At 63.3% G+C, this 19,887-nt stretch carries 13 protein-coding genes and 1 pseudogene; 9 read left to right on the forward strand and 5 right to left on the reverse strand.

The window, feature by feature from the left end; translation table 11 throughout:
* Together CAK78_RS03925 and CAK78_RS03930 are read right to left on the reverse strand one after the other, a co-directional pair.
* The coding region (locus CAK78_RS03925; protein ID WP_141214117.1) for an MFS transporter at positions 1 to 412 on the reverse strand (412 nt) is incomplete at its 3' end.
* Between the two features lie 255 nt (positions 413 to 667).
* Complete coding sequence (locus tag CAK78_RS03930) at positions 668 to 1,093, reverse strand: Hsp20/alpha crystallin family protein (RefSeq protein ID WP_065016952.1); 426 nt, start codon at positions 1,091 to 1,093, stop codon at positions 668 to 670.
* 255 nt (positions 1,094 to 1,348) lie between these two features.
* On the opposite strand from CAK78_RS03930, the gene CAK78_RS03935 reads away from it, so the two are divergent.
* The 5 genes and pseudogenes from CAK78_RS03935 (at position 1,349) to CAK78_RS03955 (ending at position 9,595) form a co-directional block, all read left to right on the forward strand.
* A complete protein-coding gene (locus CAK78_RS03935; protein WP_094696432.1) occupies positions 1,349 to 2,995 on the forward strand; it encodes a tetratricopeptide repeat-containing response regulator in 1,647 nt (548 codons plus the stop codon).
* A gap of 49 nt (positions 2,996 to 3,044) precedes the next feature.
* Positions 3,045 to 4,007, forward strand: coding sequence for an ion channel (locus tag CAK78_RS03940; protein ID WP_017786315.1), 963 nt, complete (start codon positions 3,045 to 3,047; stop codon positions 4,005 to 4,007).
* 126 nt (positions 4,008 to 4,133) lie between these two features.
* Entirely contained in the window at positions 4,134 to 4,940 is an 807-nt protein-coding gene (gene xthA / locus CAK78_RS03945) for an exodeoxyribonuclease III (protein ID WP_094696433.1), read from the forward strand.
* A 341-nt stretch (positions 4,941 to 5,281) separates the two neighbouring features.
* On the forward strand, positions 5,282 to 6,481 hold the full coding sequence (locus CAK78_RS03950) for an efflux RND transporter periplasmic adaptor subunit (protein ID WP_094696434.1): 1,200 nt from the start codon (positions 5,282 to 5,284) through the stop codon (positions 6,479 to 6,481).
* Positions 6,482 to 6,490: 9 nt separating this feature from the next.
* A pseudogene (locus CAK78_RS03955) lies at positions 6,491 to 9,595 on the forward strand (efflux RND transporter permease subunit).
* A 143-nt stretch (positions 9,596 to 9,738) separates the two neighbouring features.
* Here the strand turns inward: CAK78_RS03955 and CAK78_RS03960 are convergent.
* A complete protein-coding gene (locus tag CAK78_RS03960) occupies positions 9,739 to 10,923 on the reverse strand; it encodes an OmpP1/FadL family transporter (RefSeq protein ID WP_094696435.1) in 1,185 nt (394 codons plus the stop codon).
* Positions 10,924 to 11,203: 280 nt separating this feature from the next.
* Between CAK78_RS03960 and CAK78_RS03965 the strand changes: the two genes are divergently transcribed.
* From CAK78_RS03965 to CAK78_RS03980, 4 genes are all read left to right on the forward strand, one after another.
* The gene (locus CAK78_RS03965) at positions 11,204 to 11,641 is read left to right on the forward strand and encodes a hypothetical protein (RefSeq protein ID WP_094696436.1); all 438 of its coding nucleotides are present in this window, start codon (positions 11,204 to 11,206) and stop codon (positions 11,639 to 11,641) included.
* A 283-nt stretch (positions 11,642 to 11,924) separates the two neighbouring features.
* Positions 11,925 to 13,442, forward strand: coding sequence for an efflux RND transporter periplasmic adaptor subunit (locus CAK78_RS03970; RefSeq protein WP_176452654.1), 1,518 nt, complete (start codon positions 11,925 to 11,927; stop codon positions 13,440 to 13,442).
* 73 nt (positions 13,443 to 13,515) lie between these two features.
* Positions 13,516 to 16,665, forward strand: coding sequence for an efflux RND transporter permease subunit (locus CAK78_RS03975; protein WP_094696437.1), 3,150 nt, complete (start codon positions 13,516 to 13,518; stop codon positions 16,663 to 16,665).
* A 31-nt stretch (positions 16,666 to 16,696) separates the two neighbouring features.
* The gene (locus CAK78_RS03980; RefSeq protein WP_094696438.1) at positions 16,697 to 17,056 is read left to right on the forward strand and encodes a copper-binding protein; all 360 of its coding nucleotides are present in this window, start codon (positions 16,697 to 16,699) and stop codon (positions 17,054 to 17,056) included.
* 76 nt (positions 17,057 to 17,132) lie between these two features.
* Here CAK78_RS03980 and CAK78_RS03985 read toward each other — a convergent pair whose 3' ends face one another.
* Both CAK78_RS03985 and CAK78_RS03990 read right to left on the reverse strand, forming a co-directional pair.
* Entirely contained in the window at positions 17,133 to 17,921 is a 789-nt protein-coding gene (locus CAK78_RS03985; protein ID WP_094696439.1) for a hypothetical protein, read from the reverse strand.
* A 228-nt stretch (positions 17,922 to 18,149) separates the two neighbouring features.
* A complete protein-coding gene (locus CAK78_RS03990; RefSeq protein ID WP_094696440.1) occupies positions 18,150 to 19,844 on the reverse strand; it encodes a pyridoxal phosphate-dependent decarboxylase family protein in 1,695 nt (564 codons plus the stop codon).
* Positions 19,845 to 19,887: the final 43 nt, after the last annotated feature.

Raw genomic sequence — 19,887 nt, forward strand, 5'->3', positions numbered from 1 at the left:
GGTGCAGAGCCAGCTCCCGCAGCGCCTTCTCGGGCAGCAGATCCCCCATCAGCGCCTTGCCCGGCGTGTCGATAAAGGCGTAGGAGAGGCCCGAACCAAACACCCCGAGGGCGATGAGCCAGAGGGAGTGGCCGAATCCGAGCAGCAGGTAGGCGCCACACGACAGGGCGCAGCCGAGCAGCAATATGGTGCGCCGGCCGAGCCGGTCGGAGAGCCAGCCGACGTAGAAGCCGATGAGGCAGGAGAGCACCGCCGCGCCGCCCAGCAGCATCCCGATACCGGAGGCTGACAGGCCATACTCCCGGTAGAGCAGGATGGAGAGGAAGGGCCAGACCATGAAGAAACTGGTGCGCACTATGAAGGTGCCCAGGATCACGATCCAGACCAGCGGGGGAAAGGGTGGCAAGCGCATGGGAACTCCTTGTCGCGCAATGGTGGCTGATCCGCAGGGGAAAGCGTTCAGTGGTATCAAAAGGCACCTGCTTGCACAATCCCTCCTCTGAAAAAAACCACCCGGAGGGCTGCGCTGGAGCCGAGCGGGGTGGCCTTGTGATCAGGAACGAGCCGGGGTCGCCGCCAACCCCCTTGCCCTCTCCTCAGCCTGCCCCCCAACCACCATAAAGAGCGAGGCCCCGCACTGCGGGGCCTCGTGGTGTGCAAGCCGGCGCTACTCGATGGGAATGCGGTGGGGCGCCGGGGTCACCGCCTGCTTGGGCAGTTGCAGGGTGAGGATGCCGTTGTCGAAGCGGGCGACCACCTGCTCCGGCGTCACCTCCACCGGCAGTTCGACGGTGCGCGATACGCTGCCGAAATAGCGCTCGCTGCGCAGGGTGCGCTCATCCTTGCTCTGGCTGTCGTGCTGGCGGATCTCCGCCTTCAGGGTCACCAGCTTGCCGTGCACATCCACGTGGATGTCCTCCTTCGCCACCCCGGGTAGCTCCGCCTGCAGCAGATAGCCGCCGTCGCTCTCCTTGAGGTCCAGCTTGATCTGGCTCGGCAGCGGATCCCCGTGCAGGGGCCGGATGTAGAAACCGGAGGCCATGTCGTGAAACAGGTCATCAAACAGACTGGTACGGCCTGGTAGCAAACTCATTTGATTCCTCCTTGTGGTCACTGGATGGTCGAAGGCAGGCCCGCGGCCCGCCTCTTTTCAGTCTAAAAACCAGCGTGCACGCCGCCAGTGCAATCCAGCGCCCGTTTGACCGTGATCAAGGGCAGCGGCGTTTTTTTTCAGGCCCGGCGCCCCCTTGCCAGAGGAAAAACGGCGGCGGCATGGATGTTCAATTGCCTGTCTGCGCGCTTTGGTGGCACACTTCTGTTATCCGCCCGTAGCGCCCTGACCAGACAGATGCAGACACCGGAATCCGAGCCAGAGAAAAAAGCCCCACCCAAACCCAAGCGCATCCTGCTGGTCAACGAACAGCGCTCCTTTCAGGTGATGATGAAGGCGATGCTGATCAACATCGGCATCAGTCGCATCACCTATGTCAACTCGGCCGAAGAGGCCAGACGGCGCTGCCAGAAAGAGTCCTTCGACATCTACCTCATCGATTACGAGCTGGGGGTTGGCGAGAACGGTCGCCAGCTGCTGGAAAGCCTGCGCGACCAGAAGCTCATCCCGCCCCAGAGCGTGGTGATCATGGTGAGCGGCGACAGCTCCCGCGCCATGGTGCTGAGCGCGCTGGAGGCCGAGCCCGACGAATACCTGATGAAGCCCTTCTCCCAGGAGCAGTTCTCGTTTCGCCTCAAACGTGCCCTCGCCCGTCGCCAGGCGCTGGAGAGCGTGTTCAGCGCCCTCGCCGAGGAGAACCTGACCACCCTGCTCGCCGCCTGCGCCGAGCGGGCCGATGCGGTGCCGCGCTTTGCCAACTTCTGCCGCTGTCTGCAGGCCGATACCCAGCTCAAGCTGGGCCAGGCCAAGGAGGCCCGCAGCCTGATGCGCCAGCTGCTGGCCGGCCAGGAGAACAGCTGGGCCCGGCTCACTCTGGGCAAGGCGTGCCACACCCTGGGTCTGCACGAGGAGGCTGTGAGCCACCTGCAGGCGACCCTCAAGAACACCCCGCTGATGGTGGAGGCCCACCTCTGGCTGGCGGAGTCCCTGCTGGCGCTCGGCAATGACGAGCAGGCCCAGCAGGAGCTCAAGCGGGCGGTGGACATCTCGCCCCAGTCGGTACAGCTCTCCCGCCGGCTGGCGGAGGTGTGCCTGCTGCGCCACGACTACGCCCAGGCCAAGGACGTGCTGCTCTCCCTCATCGACCTGTCGCGCAACTCGATCCACCGCACCCCCCACTATCTGGGGGCCTATATCCAGGCGCTGACCCTCTACGCCCTCAACAGCAACGACATCTACCACATCGCCAACCTGCAAAAGCAGGTCAACTCGGCCCTGTCGCGCATTCGCGATTCGTTGATGATGGCGGAGTTCAACTACCCGGTGTTCGAGCAGATCTGCCAGGCCCGGGTACAGATCGCCCTGGGGGAGCTGCTCAAGGGCAAGAAGATGCTCTACCGCGCCAACCAGAACTGGCTCGATCAGCCGGCCACCATGCCCCCCAGCCTGCTGGGCGAGACCATACTCGCCCTCTATCAGCTCGGCGAGTTCGAATATGCCGAGAGCCTGCAGGCGCTACTGGCCGAAGACGAGGATCGGCTGCTCACCACCTGCATCCAGGCCACCCGCGACGACAAGACGGTGCTGGAGCGCCGCCAGCGCTACCAGCAGCTCAACGAGCTCGGCATCAAGGCCTATCAGAGTGGCGAGCTGGAACAGGCGCTCGGCCACTTTCGCGAGGCGCTGCGCCGGGCCCCGGCCAACACCGGTGCCGCCCTCAACAAGATCCAGGTGCTGCTGCAGCTGATGCAGAAAAACCGCAAGAGCCCGGAGTTTGGCGCCGAGTACAAGGAGACCCTGGAGGTGCTGGACGGCATCCCTCTCAACCCGGCCCAGCAGGACCGTTTTCGCAAGCTGCGTCAGGAGTTTACCCAGCTCAGCTGACCCCGCTCGCCTATGCTGATACTGACTCGGCAAGGGGAGGAAACGGGCGATGGCCATGTGTCGATATCTGGTGGCGGACGGCCGCCACTGCAGCGAAGAGGCGGGGGAGCATGATCTGTGCCGCTGGCACGATCCCCATGGCCAGCATCAGGATCCCCACACCGCCCGCGAGCTGGAGCACTATGTTCACCAGGGCGGCCTGTGCCACGGCCTGCAACTGGCCCGCGCCAACCTGGCCGGGCTCAATCTGGTGAAGAAGGGCTCGCCGCACGGCTTTCTGCTGGAGCAGTGCAACCTCTACCGGGCCAATCTGCAGGGGGCTCACCTCTACGGCCTGCGCATGAAGGGGGGCAGCCTGATGAAGGCCGATCTGAGCGATGCCAACCTGCACTGCGCCACCCTCGATGACGTCAACCTGCTCGGTATCCGCTGGCACAACACCCGCCTCGACAACCTGGATACCGGCAAACGGCTGATGCAGGAGCGGCGCGGGCGCAAGGAGCGCGACCCCGGGCAGGCCCGGATCTGGTTCAAGGAGGCCGAGGAGACCTACCGGGATCTGCGCAAAGCCTCGGAGGCCCAGGGCATCTTCACCATGTCCGGCCGCTACATCCAGCAGGAGCTCACCATGCGCCGGCTGCAGCTGCCATTCTGGTCAGGCCGCCGCTTCACCTCCTGGATCGTCGATCTCTTCTGCGGCTACGGCGAGGCCCCCATGCGGGTGGTGCTCTTCTCCCTGCTGCTCATCTTCATCTGCAGCCTCTTCTACTTCTTCTTTGGCCTGAGCTTCAACGGCAACCACCTCGTCTATCGGCCCGGCGCCCCTTTCGAGCAGAATGCCATCTTCCTGCTGGAGTGCCTCTATTACAGCGTGGTGACCTTCACCACGCTGGGGTACGGGGATTTCACCCCGGTGGGGCTGTCGCGGATCTTCGCCGCCTTCGAGGCCTTCACCGGCAGCTTTACCCTGGCGCTGTTTGTGGTGGTGTTTGTCAAGAAGATGACCCGCTGACAGCCTCTCGCGACGGCTCGTGAACAGGTTATCGAGCAGCTGCGCCAGTCACAGCCCCCGAACTTGCATCCACGACGGATTCCTAGTCCAATAGCCACTTATAAAAATGACATGAGCATCCCGGACATGAAGATCATCTCTTTCAATATCAATGGCCTGCGCGCCCGTCTGCACCAGCTGCAAGCCATCATCGACAAGCATCAGCCGGATGTGATCGGCCTGCAGGAGATCAAGGTACACGACGAGGCCTTCCCGCTGGCCGACGTGGAGGCCATGGGGTATCACGTCGAGTTCCACGGCCAGAAGGCCCACTACGGGGTCGCCATCATGAGCAAGCAGAAGCCGGTCAAGGTGGAGAAAGGCTTCCCCACCGACGACGAAGAGGCCCAGCGCCGGATGATCATGGCCACCTTCGAGCGCGAAGACGGCTCCCTCATCAAGGTGATGAACGGTTACTTCCCGCAGGGGGAGAGCCATGATCACGAGACCAAATTCCCGGCCAAGCAGAAGTTCTACGAGGATCTGCAGCACTACCTCGAGACCAACCACACCCCGGATGACCAGCTGGTGCTGATCGGGGATATGAATATCTCCCCCACCGATCTCGACATCGGCATCGGCGAGGCGAACCGCAAGCGCTGGCTGCGGGACGGCAAGTGCTCCTTCCTGCCCATCGAACGGGAATGGATGGAACGCCTGAAAGGGTTCGGCCTGACCGACACCTTCCGCGCCGCCAACCCCACCGAGTGCGAACGCTTCTCCTGGTTTGACTACCGCTCCAGAGGCTTTGACGAGAACCGCGGCCTGCGCATCGATCTCATCATGGCTTCCGACGCCCTCAAGGGCAAAGTGACCGAGACCGGCATCGACTACGAGCTGCGTGGCATCGACAAACCCTCCGACCACGCCCCCATCTGGACCTGCTTCGCCTGACAGAGATGACAGTGGGGGCATTTGACGCCCCCACTGTGACCAAGCCCCCACTTCCCCCACCCTTTCCTTCTTATAATTCCTGCCGAGCCCGCGCCTTCGTCGGGCAGAACCGAACCGCAAGAGACCTGCCGGCCAGACAAAGCTTGTCGCTGACCAGATCGCCATCGACCGTCAATGGCGGACAACTTTCACTGTCGAGCAGCTTGGGTTCAATATTCGTGATCTATCATTAAAAACTGTCCGTAATCCAATCAGTTAAATTTGTAACCATGCAGTTAACCATGTTCATGAAGAGAAAGGGTGGGCGCAGCAATCGCGCACCATCCCACAGGAGTGTGATGATGAAGGTGCAATCCGTCAGGGAAGAGATGTTCAAGCGCGGCTGTATCGCCCTGGCTCTGGCCAGCGCACTGACCGCTTGTGGTGATGAACCCGTCGCCGGGCCCCAGGCACTGCCAGCGGTGCCCGTGGTGGTGGCCGAAGTCAAACTGACCGACGTACCGCTGACCACCGAGATGGTGGGTGAAACCGCCGGTTTTCGCGAGATTGACGTCCGCTCCCGGGTGAGCGGCATCCTGCTCAAGCGCACCTATGTGGAAGGCCAGCCGGTCAGTGCCGGCCAGCAGCTGTTCCTGATCGATCCCGAGCCCTACAAGGTGGCGCTGGAGCAGGCCAAGGGGGCCCTGGCCCAGGAGCAGGCCCGCCTCAACAAGGCCCGCGCCGACCGCGATCGCATCATCCCGCTGTTCAAACGTCAGGTGGTGAGTCGCAAGGACTACGACGACACCATCGCCAACTACGAAGCGACCATCGCCAGCCATCAGGCGGCCCAGGCCAAGGTGAAAGAGGCCGAGCTCAACCTCAGCTATACCCGGGTCACCGCCCCCATCAACGGCATGGCGAGCAAGAGCTCCCAGTCCGAGGGGAGCCTCATCTCCACCAGTGGCGACAATGGCCTGCTCACCACCATCACCCAGTTCGATCCGCTCTACGTCAACTTCTCCTACTCGGAGCAGGATCGCCTCAACTTCGAAAAGTCGGTGAAAGAAGGGTTGATTGAGGCCAAAGATGCCACCAACTGGCGCACCCACATCCGCCTGGCGGACGGCTCCGTCTACCCCCAGGCGGGCAAGCTCAACTTCTCCGACAGCCGGGTCGACCCGGCCACCGGTACCATCCGCGCCCGCGCCATCTTTGACAACAAGAACGGTGCCCTGCTGCCCGGCCAGTTCGTGCGCATGACCATCGATCTGGGCACCCGCAAGAACGCCATCGTGGTACCGCCGCGCGCCATCGTCCAGTCCCAGGCCGATCGCATGGTGATGGTGGTGGATGCCGACAACAAGGTGGTGCCCCGCCCGGTCAAGCTGGGTTCGGTGGTCGACAGCGGCGTGTTGATCGACAACGGCCTGCAGGCCGGCGATCGCTACATCGTCGAGGGGCTGATGAAGGCGCGTCCCGGCGCCGTGGTCAAACCGGTCACCGCCGAGCAGATGAAGGCGATCAACGCCAAGATCACCCAGGGTGCCGCTGGCAAATAAGGAGCCCCCATGTTTTCCAAGTTCTTCATCGAACGCCCCATCTTCGCCAGCGTGATTTCGATCATTATCGTGCTGGGCGGGATGGCGGCAATGCGTGCGCTCCCGGTGGAGTAGTACCCCCAGATCACCCCCGCCGTGGTCTCGGTGACCGCCTTCTACCCGGGTGCCACCCCCGAGGTGATCTCCCAGACCGTGGCCGCCCCCATTGAACAGCAGGTCAACGGGGTCGAGAACATGATCTACATGCAATCCGGCTCCGCTTCCAACGGCCAGATGAACCTCAACGTCTACTTCGACATCGGGGTCGACCCGGATCAGGCGACCATAGACGTCAACAACCGGGTCTCGGCCGCCATGGCCCAGTTGCCGGAAGAGGTGAAAAAGCAGGGGGTGACGGTGCGCAAGAAGTCCACCTCCATCCTGCAGGTGATCACCCTGCAGTCCCCCAACGGCTCGTTTGATACCACCTATCTGTCGAACTACGCCCTGCTCAACATCATCGACGAGCTCAAGCGGATTCCCGGGGTGGGCGATACCTCCCTGTTTGGTGGCACCGACTACGCCATGCGGATCTGGCTGCGCCCGGACCGGCTGGCCCAGCTCGAGCTCACCCCGAGCGACGTGATCGGCGCCATCCGCGAGCAGAATACCCAGTTCGCGGCCGGCAAGATCGGCTCCCAGCCCACCAGTACCCCCACCGATTTCACCTACACGGTGCAGACCAAGGGGCGCCTCGATGACGTGAAGGAGTTCCAGAACATCATCATCCGCGCCATGCCGGATGGTTCCAAGATCCGGGTGAAAGACGTGGCCAGGGTCGAGCTCGGCGGCAAGGACTACGACGTGCTGGCCCGCGCCAACGGCAAGCCGGCCATCGGTATCGCCACCTACCTGCAACCGGGGGCCAACGCGGTCGCCGTGGCCGATCAGGTGCGCGCCACCATGGAGCGTCTGCAGGGCCGGTTCCCGCAGGACGTGGAGTACCAGATCCCCTATGACACCACCGAGTTCGTGAAGATCTCCATCGAAGAGGTGGTCCACACCCTGCTCGAGGCGATCGTACTGGTGTTCGTGGTGGTCTACCTGTTCCTGCAAAACTTCCGCGCCACCCTGATCCCCTGTATCGCGGTGCCTGTGTCGCTCATCGGCACCTTCGCCGGCATGCTGATGCTGGGCTTCTCCATCAACCTTCTGACCCTGTTCGGCATGGTGCTTGCCATCGGTATCGTGGTGGATGACGCCATCGTGGTGCTGGAGAACGTCGAGCGGATCATGAGCGAGAAGAAGTGCTCCGCCAAGGAGGCCGCCATCCTCGCCATGCAGGAGGTCTCAGGCCCCGTGGTCGCCATCGTGCTGGTGCTCTCTGCCGTGTTCCTGCCGGTCGCCTTCATGGGCGGCATGACGGGGGTGATGTACAAGCAGTTCGCCATCACCATCGCCGTGTCGGTGGCCATCTCCGGCCTGGTGGCACTGACCCTGTCGCCGGCCCTGTGCGCCATCCTGCTCAAAGAGGGTCACCATCAGCCGGCCCGCTTCTTCGTCTGGTTCAACAATGCCTTTGATCAGCTGACCCGCCGCTATGTGCGCGGGGTGGCCTTCCTCAATCGCCGGGTCGGCGTCGCCTTCGGCATCATCGCCATCATCCTCGGCAGCAGCTATGTGCTGTTCCACAAGGTGCCGGGCGCCCTGGTGCCGGACGAGGATCAGGGCTATCTCATCGGCTCGGTGATGCTGCCCGATGCCGCCGCTCTGACCCGTACCCAGGCGGTCGCCAATGATTTTGACAAGATGGCCATGGCCAACCCCAACGTGAAGGACGTGGTCACCTTCTCGGGCTTTGACATCCTGTCCGGCTCCATCATCAGCAACCGCGGTCTCACCTTCATTACCCTGAAAGACTGGAAAGAGCGTCAGGGCGAGGGTCAGGACTCCTTCTCCCTGGCCAAGACCTTCCAGGGGATGAGCCTGATGGGGCTGGCCGATGGCTTCACCGCCACCTTCAACCCGCCCCCCATCCAGGGCATGTCCACCACCGGGGGCCTCGAAGGCTATCTGCAGAACCGCGGCACCGGCGACGTGCACGCCTTCGCGGGCGAGGTACAACGCCTGATCGATGCCGCCAAGCAGCGCCCCGAGTTTGCCAGCGTGAGCACCACCTTCCGCGCCAACGTGCCCCAGGTCTACCTGGATCTCGACCGCGAGAAGGCCAAGGCGCTGGGGCTGCCCATCAATGCCGTGTTCGACACCATGCAGGCCACCTTCGGCCAGGTCTATGTCAACGACTTCAACCAGTTCGGTCGTACCTACCGGGTACAGCTGCAGTCCGAGGCCGACTACCGCGCCAAGAAGGATGACATCCGCAACGTCTATGTGCGTTCGAACAGCGGCGAGATGATCCCCCTCACCAGCCTGGTGACGGTGCGCGATGCCACCGGCCCCGAACTGGTGGAACGTTTCAACATCTTCCCGGCAGCCAAGATCATGGCCCAGCCGGCACCTGGGGTCAGCTCGGGTCAGGCCATCAAGGCCCTGGAGGAGATCGCCGCCCAGACCCTCGGCAACGACGCCAAGCTGGAGTGGACCGGTGCCGCCTATCAGGAGAAGGCCGCCGCCGGCAGCGCCGCCACGGCGTTTGGTTTCGGCATCGTGATGATCTTCCTCATCCTGGCTGCCCAGTATGAGCGCTGGAGCCTGCCGTTTGCGGTGATCACCGCCGTGCCGTTCGCCCTGTTCGGCGCCCTGCTCGCCACCTGGGCCGTGGGGCTCACCAACAACGTCTACTTCCAGATAGGTCTGGTGACGCTGGTGGGGCTGGCGGCCAAGAACGCCATCCTGATCGTGGAGTTCGCGGTGATGAAACACGAGGAGGGGATGAGCCTCATCGAGTCGGCACTGGAGGCGGCGCGCCTGCGCTTCCGCCCCATCGTCATGACCTCGCTGGCGTTTATCCTCGGCTGTGTGCCCCTGGTTACCTCCAGCGGCGCCGGTGCCGCGAGCCGCCACGCCCTCGGCTGGCCGGTGATCGGCGGCATGCTGGCGGCGACCTTCATCGCCATCTTCTTCATCCCGCTCTTCTTCCGCCTCATCATGCGTCGCTCGGAGAAACGGGCCTGATCACTCGAGTCACGCTCACCCGGCCCCTCCCTCAAGGAGGGGCTTTTTTTATCTTCACCGTTTGCTGGCCAGACAACGCCAGGCCCGGCGCCTGCGGCAAGAGAGCGTGCAACCTGCTACCTTCCAACGCGGCAAGTCAGGCCTCAGAATTGGTGCTGCACCCCGATGTTGAAGAAGTTCAGGTAGCTGTTGTTGTAGGTACCTGACAGCTGGGGGCGACCAACCCCCTGTTGATCCACCGCCATGTCGCCCAGCCAGGCCAGGGTATAACTGGCTTCCAGTCTGGTGGCTGGTGTCAGCTGATAGCTGGCCCCCAGACCCCAGCGCCAGCTCTCGCCAAGCGGGAGGGTAACAGTGCGGTGCACGTCGTCCACGGCGCTGCTGTCATAGCCGATGCCGCTGCTCAGGCGCAGGGTCGGCGTCACATCAAACTGGGTGCCCAGGCTCAGGTGCCAGGTGTCCTGGTATTGCATATCAAGGGTTCGGTTCTGCTGTCCCGACGCGAGCCCCACCTCGCCAAAGCGGGACCACTGCTGCCAGTTGGCACTGGCCAGCAAGGCCCACTGCGGGTTGAGCTGGTGATAACCACTCAGGGTCAGGGTCTGCGGGATCATCATCTCCACCCCCAGTCCGGCCCCGTTCAGCCGGGTCAGCAGCCGATCCTCCAGCTCCCACTTCAATTCGGAGACGTAGCTCAAACCGATGCGGGAGTCCTGATCCAGTTCGTAGAGCACCCCCAGGGAGGCACCGTACGCCCAGTCGCTGTCGGAAAATGCCTGACTGGTTGAACCGTTTGGCGTCATGTCCAGTGAGGCCTCCAGCGCCCCATGCATGGCGATCAGGCTGGCCCCCACCGACCAGTGGTCATCGACGCGATACGCCAGGCTGGGGGCAAAGGCGATCCCGGTCAGTTTGGCGGACTGCACATAGCCACGCCCCTGCCACCCCTCACCATAATCGATCCCCAGCCCGTGACTGCCGAAGAGCCCGAGGCCGGCGACCCACTGCTCATCGATGGCGTGGGTCAGATAGAGGCTGCCAAGCGGGGCGGTCTGCAGGGCATTGCCGCCGTTGTTGCCGCCCAGGTCCAGATCCAGCTCGAGGTCGCCGTATACAGCGCCGCCATTGAGCTGCAACTGGGTGCCTGCCAGCCTGGTCATGCCGGCCGGATTGCTGGCGATGCTCTCCGCCCCCTGGGCGCGGGCGGCCGCTCCGGCGTTAGCCAACGCACTGTTGGCCGTACTGGTTTCGTAAAGGGCAAGGCCACCGGCCATGGCAGAGGGACTCAGCAAGGCGGCAAGCATCACCGACAACCGTCGTTGCTGCATTTCGATACTCCTGAAGAATGAATACAGTGATCAACCGCCAAAGCGTGCAACGGTCTCGCGGTTGCGTCCCTGATGGCCAACCACAGCAGAAAACCGGGTCTGATCACTGACGGTACAGATCCTAACGGGATGGGAAGCCAGCTTCATTAGGGCTGGCTATATGCAATCGTTAAGTCACGCTTAACGATGGTGTCTCTCCCCTTCTTGGGCTCGCCTGGCCATTGACCTTCTCCTCAAGGCAAGGTTTACAGTGCCCCCAATCATTGTCAGGATTCTCCCCATGCTCGTAGCGAGATTGCCCACAGAACGCATTGCCCGGCTGTTGCTGGGGCTGATGCTCGTCTGCAATCTCACCCTTTGCATCGGCTGGCACGGGATGGATGCCCTCAACGCCGCCATGGCGCAAGACCATCAGGCCATGAGCGGCAGCGCCATGCAGGGACTCTCCTGCCACGGGGCATCCCAGGATGCCGGGGCACCAGATGCCGCCAGCCAGGAGTGCCAGATGCACGGCGGACTCACCTCGAGCAGCAACCCTGGCTTGCCGCTGCTGGCCGCCCTGCTGACCCTGCTCGCCCTGCCACTGTTGCTGCTGCCCCTCGGGACGACCGTCAGCCTACTGGACAACTGGCTGCGGGACCCCTTCCTGCGATCCCGCGGCGCCCACCCTCCCTCCTGGCCGCGTCGACACCTGATGCTGTCGGTGCTGCGCCACTAGAACGCTCTTCTTCCGCGGCCGCGACAAGCCTCGACTTGTCCGTTTTCGGCCGCCTTGCCTGACCCTGTGCCCTGGCCGACTCGGCACACGCACAGGGAGCCGTGCGCGCTGACACAGCTGCGCCCCGTTTGCCGCCTCGTGGTGATGTCTGGCCCATGCTCATCACCACACCGGCGGCCTGACAGAAGAGAAGAGATACCATGTCATCCACTCCCGTTACCCGGTCCGCCTGCGCGCAACCGTGCCGGCAACCCCTTCGCCTCCCGCGCGCCGGAGGCCGGTCATGAACAAGACGCTGTTGATGTCTGCCCTGCTGCTGGCCCTCGGCGCCGGTGGCGGCTACTGGGCCGCCAAACAGACGGACGGTGGCGCCACCGCCAAGGAGAAGACGCCCCTCTACTGGGTCAACCCCATGGATCCCCGCGACAAGCGCGATGCCCCCGCCAAAGACAACATGGGGATGGACTTCATCCCCGTCTATGAGGAAAAACAGGGCGGCTCCCCCGGCACGGTCACCATCAGCCCCGAGATCCAGCAGAACCTGGGGGTGCGACTGGCCAAGGTGGAGAAACTGCCCGTCCACCAGCAGATCGAGACGGTCGGCTATGTGGGTTATGACGAGGAGCGCCTCGAAGCCATCAACTCCCGGATGGCGGGCTGGATCCGCAACCTCGCCATCAAGAACGAGGGGCAGCAGGTCACCAAGGGCAGCTTTATCTACGATCTCTACGCCCCGGATCTGGTGAACGCCCAGCACGAGTACCTGCTGGCGCTCAATACGACCAATCCCCTGCTGCTGCGCGCCGCCGAGGGCAAGCTCAAGTCCCTGCAGGTACCGGCGGATCAGATAGCGGCCCTCAAGCGCACCCGCAAGGTGCAGGAGACGGTGCGCATCTATGCCCCGAGCAGCGGCTATGTCTCCGAGCTCAAAGTGCGTGAAGGCCAGTATGTGGAGCCCGCCGCCCCCCTGTTCAACATCAGCACCCTCAAGCAGGTGTGGGTGAGCGCCGAGGTGTTCGAGCGTCAGGCCGCCCAGATAAGTGTCGGCGATCCAGTCACCATGACCCTCGACTACGCCCCTGGCCGCAGCTGGCAGGGCCGGGTGGATTACCTCTACCCGACCCTGGATGCCAGCACCCGCACCCTGCGGGTCCGTCTGCGCTTTGACAACCCGGACGAGTTCCTGAAACCCAACATGTTCGCCAAGGTGAGCATCCGCTCCGGCAAGGGAGAACCCCGCCTGGTGGTGCCGAGCGAAGCGGTGATCCGCACCGGCAGCCAGGACAGGCTGGTGCTGGCACTGGGGGATGGCAACTTCAAGTCGGTGGCCGTCACCCTGGGCCCCCAGTTTGGTGACAAGGTCGCCATCGACGAGGGGGTCGAAGCCGGTGACAGCATAGTCAGCTCGGCCCAGTTCCTGCTCGACTCCGAATCGGCCATCGATTCGGACTTCCAGCGCATGACGGCGGTGCGTCCCACGCAGGTGTGGACCCAGGGCCAGGTGCAGAACATCGATCTCGCCGGGCGCACCCTCGGCATCTCTCACCAGCCCATCCCCGAGTGGCAGTGGCCCGCCATGGAGATGGACTTCACCGTAGCCGACGGCGTGGACCTCAGCCAGCTGAAACCGGACCAGACCCTGCATCTGCAGGTGGAGCAGGAGGGGGACGAGTACCGCATCATCCAGATCCATGTGGAAGACAAACCGGCCGCGGGCGACGCAATGAAAGGGGCCAAGGACGAGATGTCAGGCATGGAGGGCATGGATCACAGCCAGCACCAGATGGGGGATAAATCATGATCCCGGCCATGCTTCGCTGCCTTGAGTACAAACTCACCCTGCTGCCAGCCCACCGAATGAGAGGAGCCCAGTCATGATCCCTTCCATCATTCGCTGGTCCGTCGGCAACCGCTTTCTGGTGCTGCTATTGACCCTCATGCTCACCGCCTGGGGGCTCTGGTCGGTCAAGCAGACCCCGGTGGACGCCCTGCCGGATCTCTCCGACGTGCAGGTGATCATCAAGACCTCCTACCCGGGCCAGGCGCCCCAGGTGGTGGAAGATCAGGTGACCTACCCGCTCACCACCGCCATGCTGGCGGTGCCGGGGGCGACCACGGTGCGCGGCTACTCCTTCTTCGGCGACTCCTTCGTCTACGTGCTGTTTGACGACAGCACCGACCTCTACTGGGCCCGCGCCCGGGTGCTGGAGTATTTGAGCCAGGTGGCGCCCAATCTGCCCGCCTCCGCTCGCCCCCAGCTCGGCCCCGATGCCACCGGAGTAGGCTGGGTCTACCAGTACGCACTGGTAGACAAAACCGGCAAGCACGACCTGAGCGAGCTCACATCACTGCAGAACTGGTTCCTCAAGTACGAGCTGCAGACGGTGAACGGCGTCTCCGAAGTCGCCACCGTCGGCGGCATGGTGCGCCAGTACCAGGTGCGGGTCGATCCGGACAAGCTGCGTGCCTACGGTATCCCGCTCTCCCTCATCGAGACCGCCATCAAGCAGGGCAACCAGGAGACCGGTGCCTCCGTCATCGAGATGGCGGAAGCGGAGTACATGGTGCGCTCGAATGGCTATTTGAAGAGCGTGGAGGATCTGAAGCAGATTCCGCTTGGCACCAATGTTCGCGGTGCGCCCCTGCTGCTGGGTGACGTGGCGGACGTAGTCACCGGTCCCCAGATGCGGCGCGGTATCGCCGAGCTCAACGGCGAAGGGGAAGTGGTGGGCGGCATCATCGTCATGCGCTATGGCGAGAATGCCCAGCACACCATAGACGGGGTCAAGGCACGGCTGGCCGAGCTCAAATCCAGCCTGCCGGACGGGGTGGAGATCGTCACCGTCTACGATCGCTCCGACCTTATCCAGCGCGCCATCGACAACCTCTCCGGCAAGCTGGTGGAGGAGTTCGCGGTGGTGGTGCTGGTCTGTCTCGCCTTCCTGTTCCACCTGCGCTCGTCGCTGGTGGTGGTCATCACCCTCCCTATCGCGATTCTGACCGCCTTTATCGTGATGCACCTGCAGGGGATCAACGCCAACATCATGTCGCTCGGCGGCATCGCCATCGCCATTGGCGCCATGGTGGACGGGGCCATCGTGATGATAGAGAACGTCCACAAGCACATGGAGCGGGAGCTGCTTACCGACAAGAACCGCTGGCGCATCATCACCGAGGCGAGCATTGAAGTCGGCCCCGCCATCTTCTTCTCCCTGCTCATCATCACCATGAGTTTCCTGCCGGTGTTTGCCCTGGAGGCGCAGGAGGGGCGCATGTTCCATCCGCTGGCCTTCACCAAGACCTATGCCATGGCCGCCGCCGCGGCACTCGCCATCACGCTGGTGCCGGTCATCATGGGCTATTTCATCCGCGGCAAGGTGCTGCCCGAGCAGGCCAACCCCCTCAACCGCTGGCTGAGTCAGGGTTATATCCCGCTGCTCGACGCCGTGCTGGCCCGCCCCAAGACCACGCTCGCCGCCGCCCTGGTGGTCACGATCGCGGGCTTCTGGCCGCTCCAGCACCTGGGCTCCGAGTTCATACCGCCGCTCGATGAGGGGGACATCATGTACATGCCCACCACCGCCGCCAACATCTCGGTGGGCAAGGCGCGGGAGATTTTGCAGCAGACCGACAAGCTCATCCGCACCGTGCCCGAGGTACAGAACGTGTTCGGCAAGGCGGGGCGCGCCGACTCGGCCACCGACCCGGCGGATCTGGTGATGATGGAGACCAGCATCCAGCTCAAGCCCCGGGATCAGTGGCGTCCCGGCATGACCCCGGAAAAGCTCAAAGAAGAATTGGATTCCCTTATCCGCTTCCCCGGCCTCACCAACGCCTGGGTGCCTCCCATCAAGACCCGCATCGACATGCTGGCCACCGGCATCAAGACCCCGGTGGGGATCAAGATTGCCGGGCCCGATCTCAAGGTCATTCAACAACTTGGCCAGCAGCTTGAGCAGATCGTCGGCAAGGTGGAAGGCGCCTCATCGGTCTACGCCGAGCGGGTGGCGGGCGGCCGCTATGTGAAAGTGGACATCGACCGGCTCAAGGCGGCCCGCTATGGCCTCAATATCGCCGACGTGCAGGCGGTGCTCGCCACCGCGGTGGGCGGCATGGAGGTGGGTCAAACCATAGAGGGGCGCGAGCGTTACCCCATCAACCTGCGCTATCCCCAGAGCTATCGCGACTCGGTGGCGAGCCTTGAGCTGCTGCCCTTGGTCACCCCAAGCGGTGCGCGCATCGCCCTGGCGGACGTGGCCCGGGTCTACATCAGCGACGAAGCCCCCATGCTGCGCAGTGAAAACGCGCGCCTCAACGGCTGGGTTTACGTGGACATCCGCGGCCGCGACATCGGCTCCTTCGTGAAGGAGGCCAAGGCCGAGGTGGGCAAGCAGCTGGTGCTGCCATCGGGCTACGCCCTCAGCTGGTCAGGTCAGTACGAATACATGGAGCGGGCCAAGGCGCGACTCACCTACGTGGTGCCGCTCACCGTCGCCATCATAGTGCTGCTGCTCTATCTGGCGTTTCGCCGCTTCCAGGAGGTGCTGCTCATTCTCACCACTCTGCCGCTCGCGGTGGTAGGCGGGATCTGGACCCTCTGGCTGCTCGACTTCAACCTCTCGGTGGCGGTGGGGGTGGGCTTTATCGCCCTGGCCGGGGTGGCGGTGGAGACCGGGGTGCTGATGCTGGTCTACCTCAACCACGCCTGGGACGATCTGGTGGCCGGCGGCAAACCGGACCAGGCCGGCCTGCACCGGGCGGTGATCCACGGCGCCGCCCTGCGCCTGCGCCCCAAGATGATGACAGTAGTTACCATCATCGCCGGCCTGTTGCCCATCATGTGGAGCCAGGGCACCGGCTCCGAGGTGATGCAGCGCATCGCCGCCCCCATGATCGGCGGCATGGTGACGGCGCTGGTGCTGACCCTGCTGGTGCTGCCTGCCGCCTATTACCTGTGGCGTAGCCGCACCCTGAAGACCCTCGACCACACGACTGCGCAGACGGATACGCCCGCTGCCCCCTAATCAACCGGACAACCCAAACAAGGAACCCAAGATGAACTACAAGACGCTGACACTGACCCTGCTGCTGGGCCTTGCCACCCACACCAGCCTGCAAGCTGAAGAGATGATGAGCCATGAAGGCCACGACATGAGCCAGATGGGTGACATGCAGCAGATGGAGGAGATGAAGAAGGGGGTGATGACCAAGGGGATTATCACCCGCATCGATGAGGCAAACGGCAAGGTGGGCATCAAGCACGAGGCCATCGCGAACCTCAAGATGCCCGCCATGACCATGGTGTTCCAGGTGGCCGACCCTGCCCTGCTCAAGGATCTGAAGGTGGGGGATGCGGTGCGCTTCCACGCCGAGAACCCGGCCGGCAAACTCACCGTGACGTCTATCCAGCAGTAAGCCAGGCTGCTTCAATAAAAGACGGCGGGATCATCCCGCCGTTTTCTTTTGCTGCGCCATTCTCCGGCTACTGCGCTTACCCGTTCGGATAGGCGCTGGCGATATTGCCCTGCGAGATCATCATCAGCTGGGCCGAGATGTCCTGCAGCACATAGAGGTCGCGGCGGCGGGTCCAGGGTTGATCGGATTGCTCGTCATACCAGACGGGCAGTTCGATCCCCTCCGGGGCGTGGCTCTCCACCTTGCGGGCCCGGCAGGTCATGATGCAGCGCTTGACGTGGTCGCGATGACCGATAACGGCCGCCGTACCGAGGGCGGCGGCATCCCCGCCGGCATAATCCCTGATGATGGCTTCCACCACCCCGTCCGTGCTGAGGTAAACCAGCTTGCCTTCATTATCCCAGTAAGGCTCGATGGAGATGACGTCCCGTGCCGGAATGTCCGGATAACGGGCCGAGTCGAGGAAGCGGGCGATCTCCCACTGTACGTACATGGGCACCGGCTTTTGCCGATAGAGGGCCGCGCAGCAGGCGGCCAGCGCCTCGTTCATGGGGCCAGGCTCGGCCAGTTCATCCGGGTTGCCCGAGGCATTGGGACGATTGCCGAAGGCAAAAGCGATCACGCAGTGGACGCCGTCGATGGCGACCAGGGAGGGGGTCATATTGAAACAGGCCTCTTCGAGGAAGGGCGCCAGTTTGGCGGCCGTCTGCTCATCGTGCAGTTCGGCGCTCAGCCGGGCGGTCAGGGTGGTGCGAAAATCGGTCGCACTCCCCTGGCTCTCATTGCTGCTGTTGCAACCGGCGAGGGTCGCGACCACGGGGGCACTCAACAACCCTAGGGTGACTCTGCGTCTGTGTTTGTCCATAACGGCTCCTTTTTGCTGACAGCCACGGCTGACAGTCAACCCGTGGCAGCCCATACCGTACGGAAAAAACAGGGCGAGAAAAGTCAGAAAAGAGAGCAGAGGAGCGTAACGTGCAGAGCCTCACACTTCCCGGGCAATTCGCAAGCAATTCCTTTTGATTCAAATGGTTGTAAAAATAAACAACGGGGGCGGCGCCGTCTCGCCAGCCCCCGTGAAGCAGCCGTGCAATCAGCCGCGGATATGGTCGATAAAGGCGTCGATCTGCTCGCGGCCACAGGCCGGGTTCATGAAGACCGCCTTCTCACCGGCAATGTAGGAGTATTTGCCGCGGGCATCGTAGTCGGAGTGGGCGATGGCCTCCACCCAGTTGGTGTAGAGCCCCACCTTGCCACGCCCGGTAAAGAGGCTGCGATGGTAGTCGGTGTTGCGCTGCAGGCGCGCCTTGTAGGCGGGGTCCGTGTTGCGCGCCAGCTCGAAGGCGAACTCGGCCTCCGGATCGCTTACCCACTCGGGGTTGTAGATCTTGAAGCCCACGCTCGGCCCCTGATTCTCCTGCGCCACCAGCTTGACGTTGCCGAGCTGGCTTAACCGGAAGCGGAAGTAGTTGGCGTTTTGCAGGCAGTGGGCCAGCACGGTGCGATACCCCTCGACCCCCAGGTAGTTGAGGGCCGCATAGGCACCAAACAGGCCGCTCGCCCCGCGGGAACACTCGATGGTGGACTGCAGGTGGGTCTGACCCTGAATGTCCCGCTCGAAGTAGGAGAAGTTCTCCGGGTCGTTCTCCATCGCCTTGAGGTCGTCCTGCTCTTTTATCATCACCAGGCTGGATGTGTAGGGCACATAGCCCCACTTCTGGAAGTCGACGGTGAAGGAGTCGGCGTATTTGAGCTCGGCGAAGCGGCTCACGTTGCGCTCGATACCGGCGAGGGTGGCTGCATTGATGGCGAGCGGGTTGGCGGCAAAGTCGTAATCCAGGAAGAAGATCATCGACCAGCCGATGGCGGCGTCCACGTGGATGTGGGGCTTGACCGCCACCTCGAAGCGCTCGCAGAGGCGATCCCGCAGCGCCACCACGGGTTTCACCCGATCCACCCCGAAGGTATCGGTGGTGCCCATGGTGAGCATGATGGTGGGCACCACGTGCTTGAGGGCAAAGCAGGCGGTCAGGGTGCGCTCCAGGTGGTCGAGATCGATGTCGTTGTTCTCGCCCACCTGGATGCGGATGGTCTTGTTCTCGATGTCCACCCCGAGCAGGGAGAGGTTGGTGATGTTGGAGTAGTGGCCGCCCTGGGAGTTGATGATGCGGTAATCCTGATAGTGGCCGAGCCCCTTGTGCTTGGCCTCGGGCAGGCTCTTGCGAATGCCGAGCAGGTAGCCATAGAGGTTACAGAAGGTCCCCCCCTGGGTGAAGATGCCGGTGGCGCGGGCCGGATCGTAACCCGCCAGCAGCGCAATCTGGCGCACCACCTTCTTCTCCAGCTCCTCGGCCACCCCGGCATACTCGGAGTAGACCAGGTTGGGGTTGGCGAGGATCCCCATCTGGGCGCCATAGATGGCGGGATCCGCCGACATGGTGACCACGTTCTCGACGCTGGAGGGGTTCTCCCAGTCTTTGGACAGGGCGCCGGCAAACAGCAGCTCCGCCATGGGCTCGCCCGGCGTGCGCATGGCTTGCGGCACCGGCATGGTCTCGCACAAGTCGGCGAGGCGGGCGCGGCCATCCGGCCAGGCGTTCAGCCGCGCCGATGGCGCCAGACCACGGGCGCGAAACTCGTTGAGGGTGGCAAAACCGGGTTCACGAAAGACCGGCCAGAGATCGGGGTTGCGCGAGAAGAAGTTGGCTTTGACTGTGGCAAAACGACGTTCGAATTCGGGGTGGATGGCGTTGACGCCTTCATCTTTCAAATAGACCAAGTCACTCATTTTTATACCATTAGTACAGCAAATGTGCTGCCCTTATACGCCT

Source organism: Aeromonas sp. A35_P (genome assembly GCF_002259925.1).
Lineage (GTDB): Bacteria > Pseudomonadota > Gammaproteobacteria > Enterobacterales > Aeromonadaceae > Aeromonas > Aeromonas dhakensis.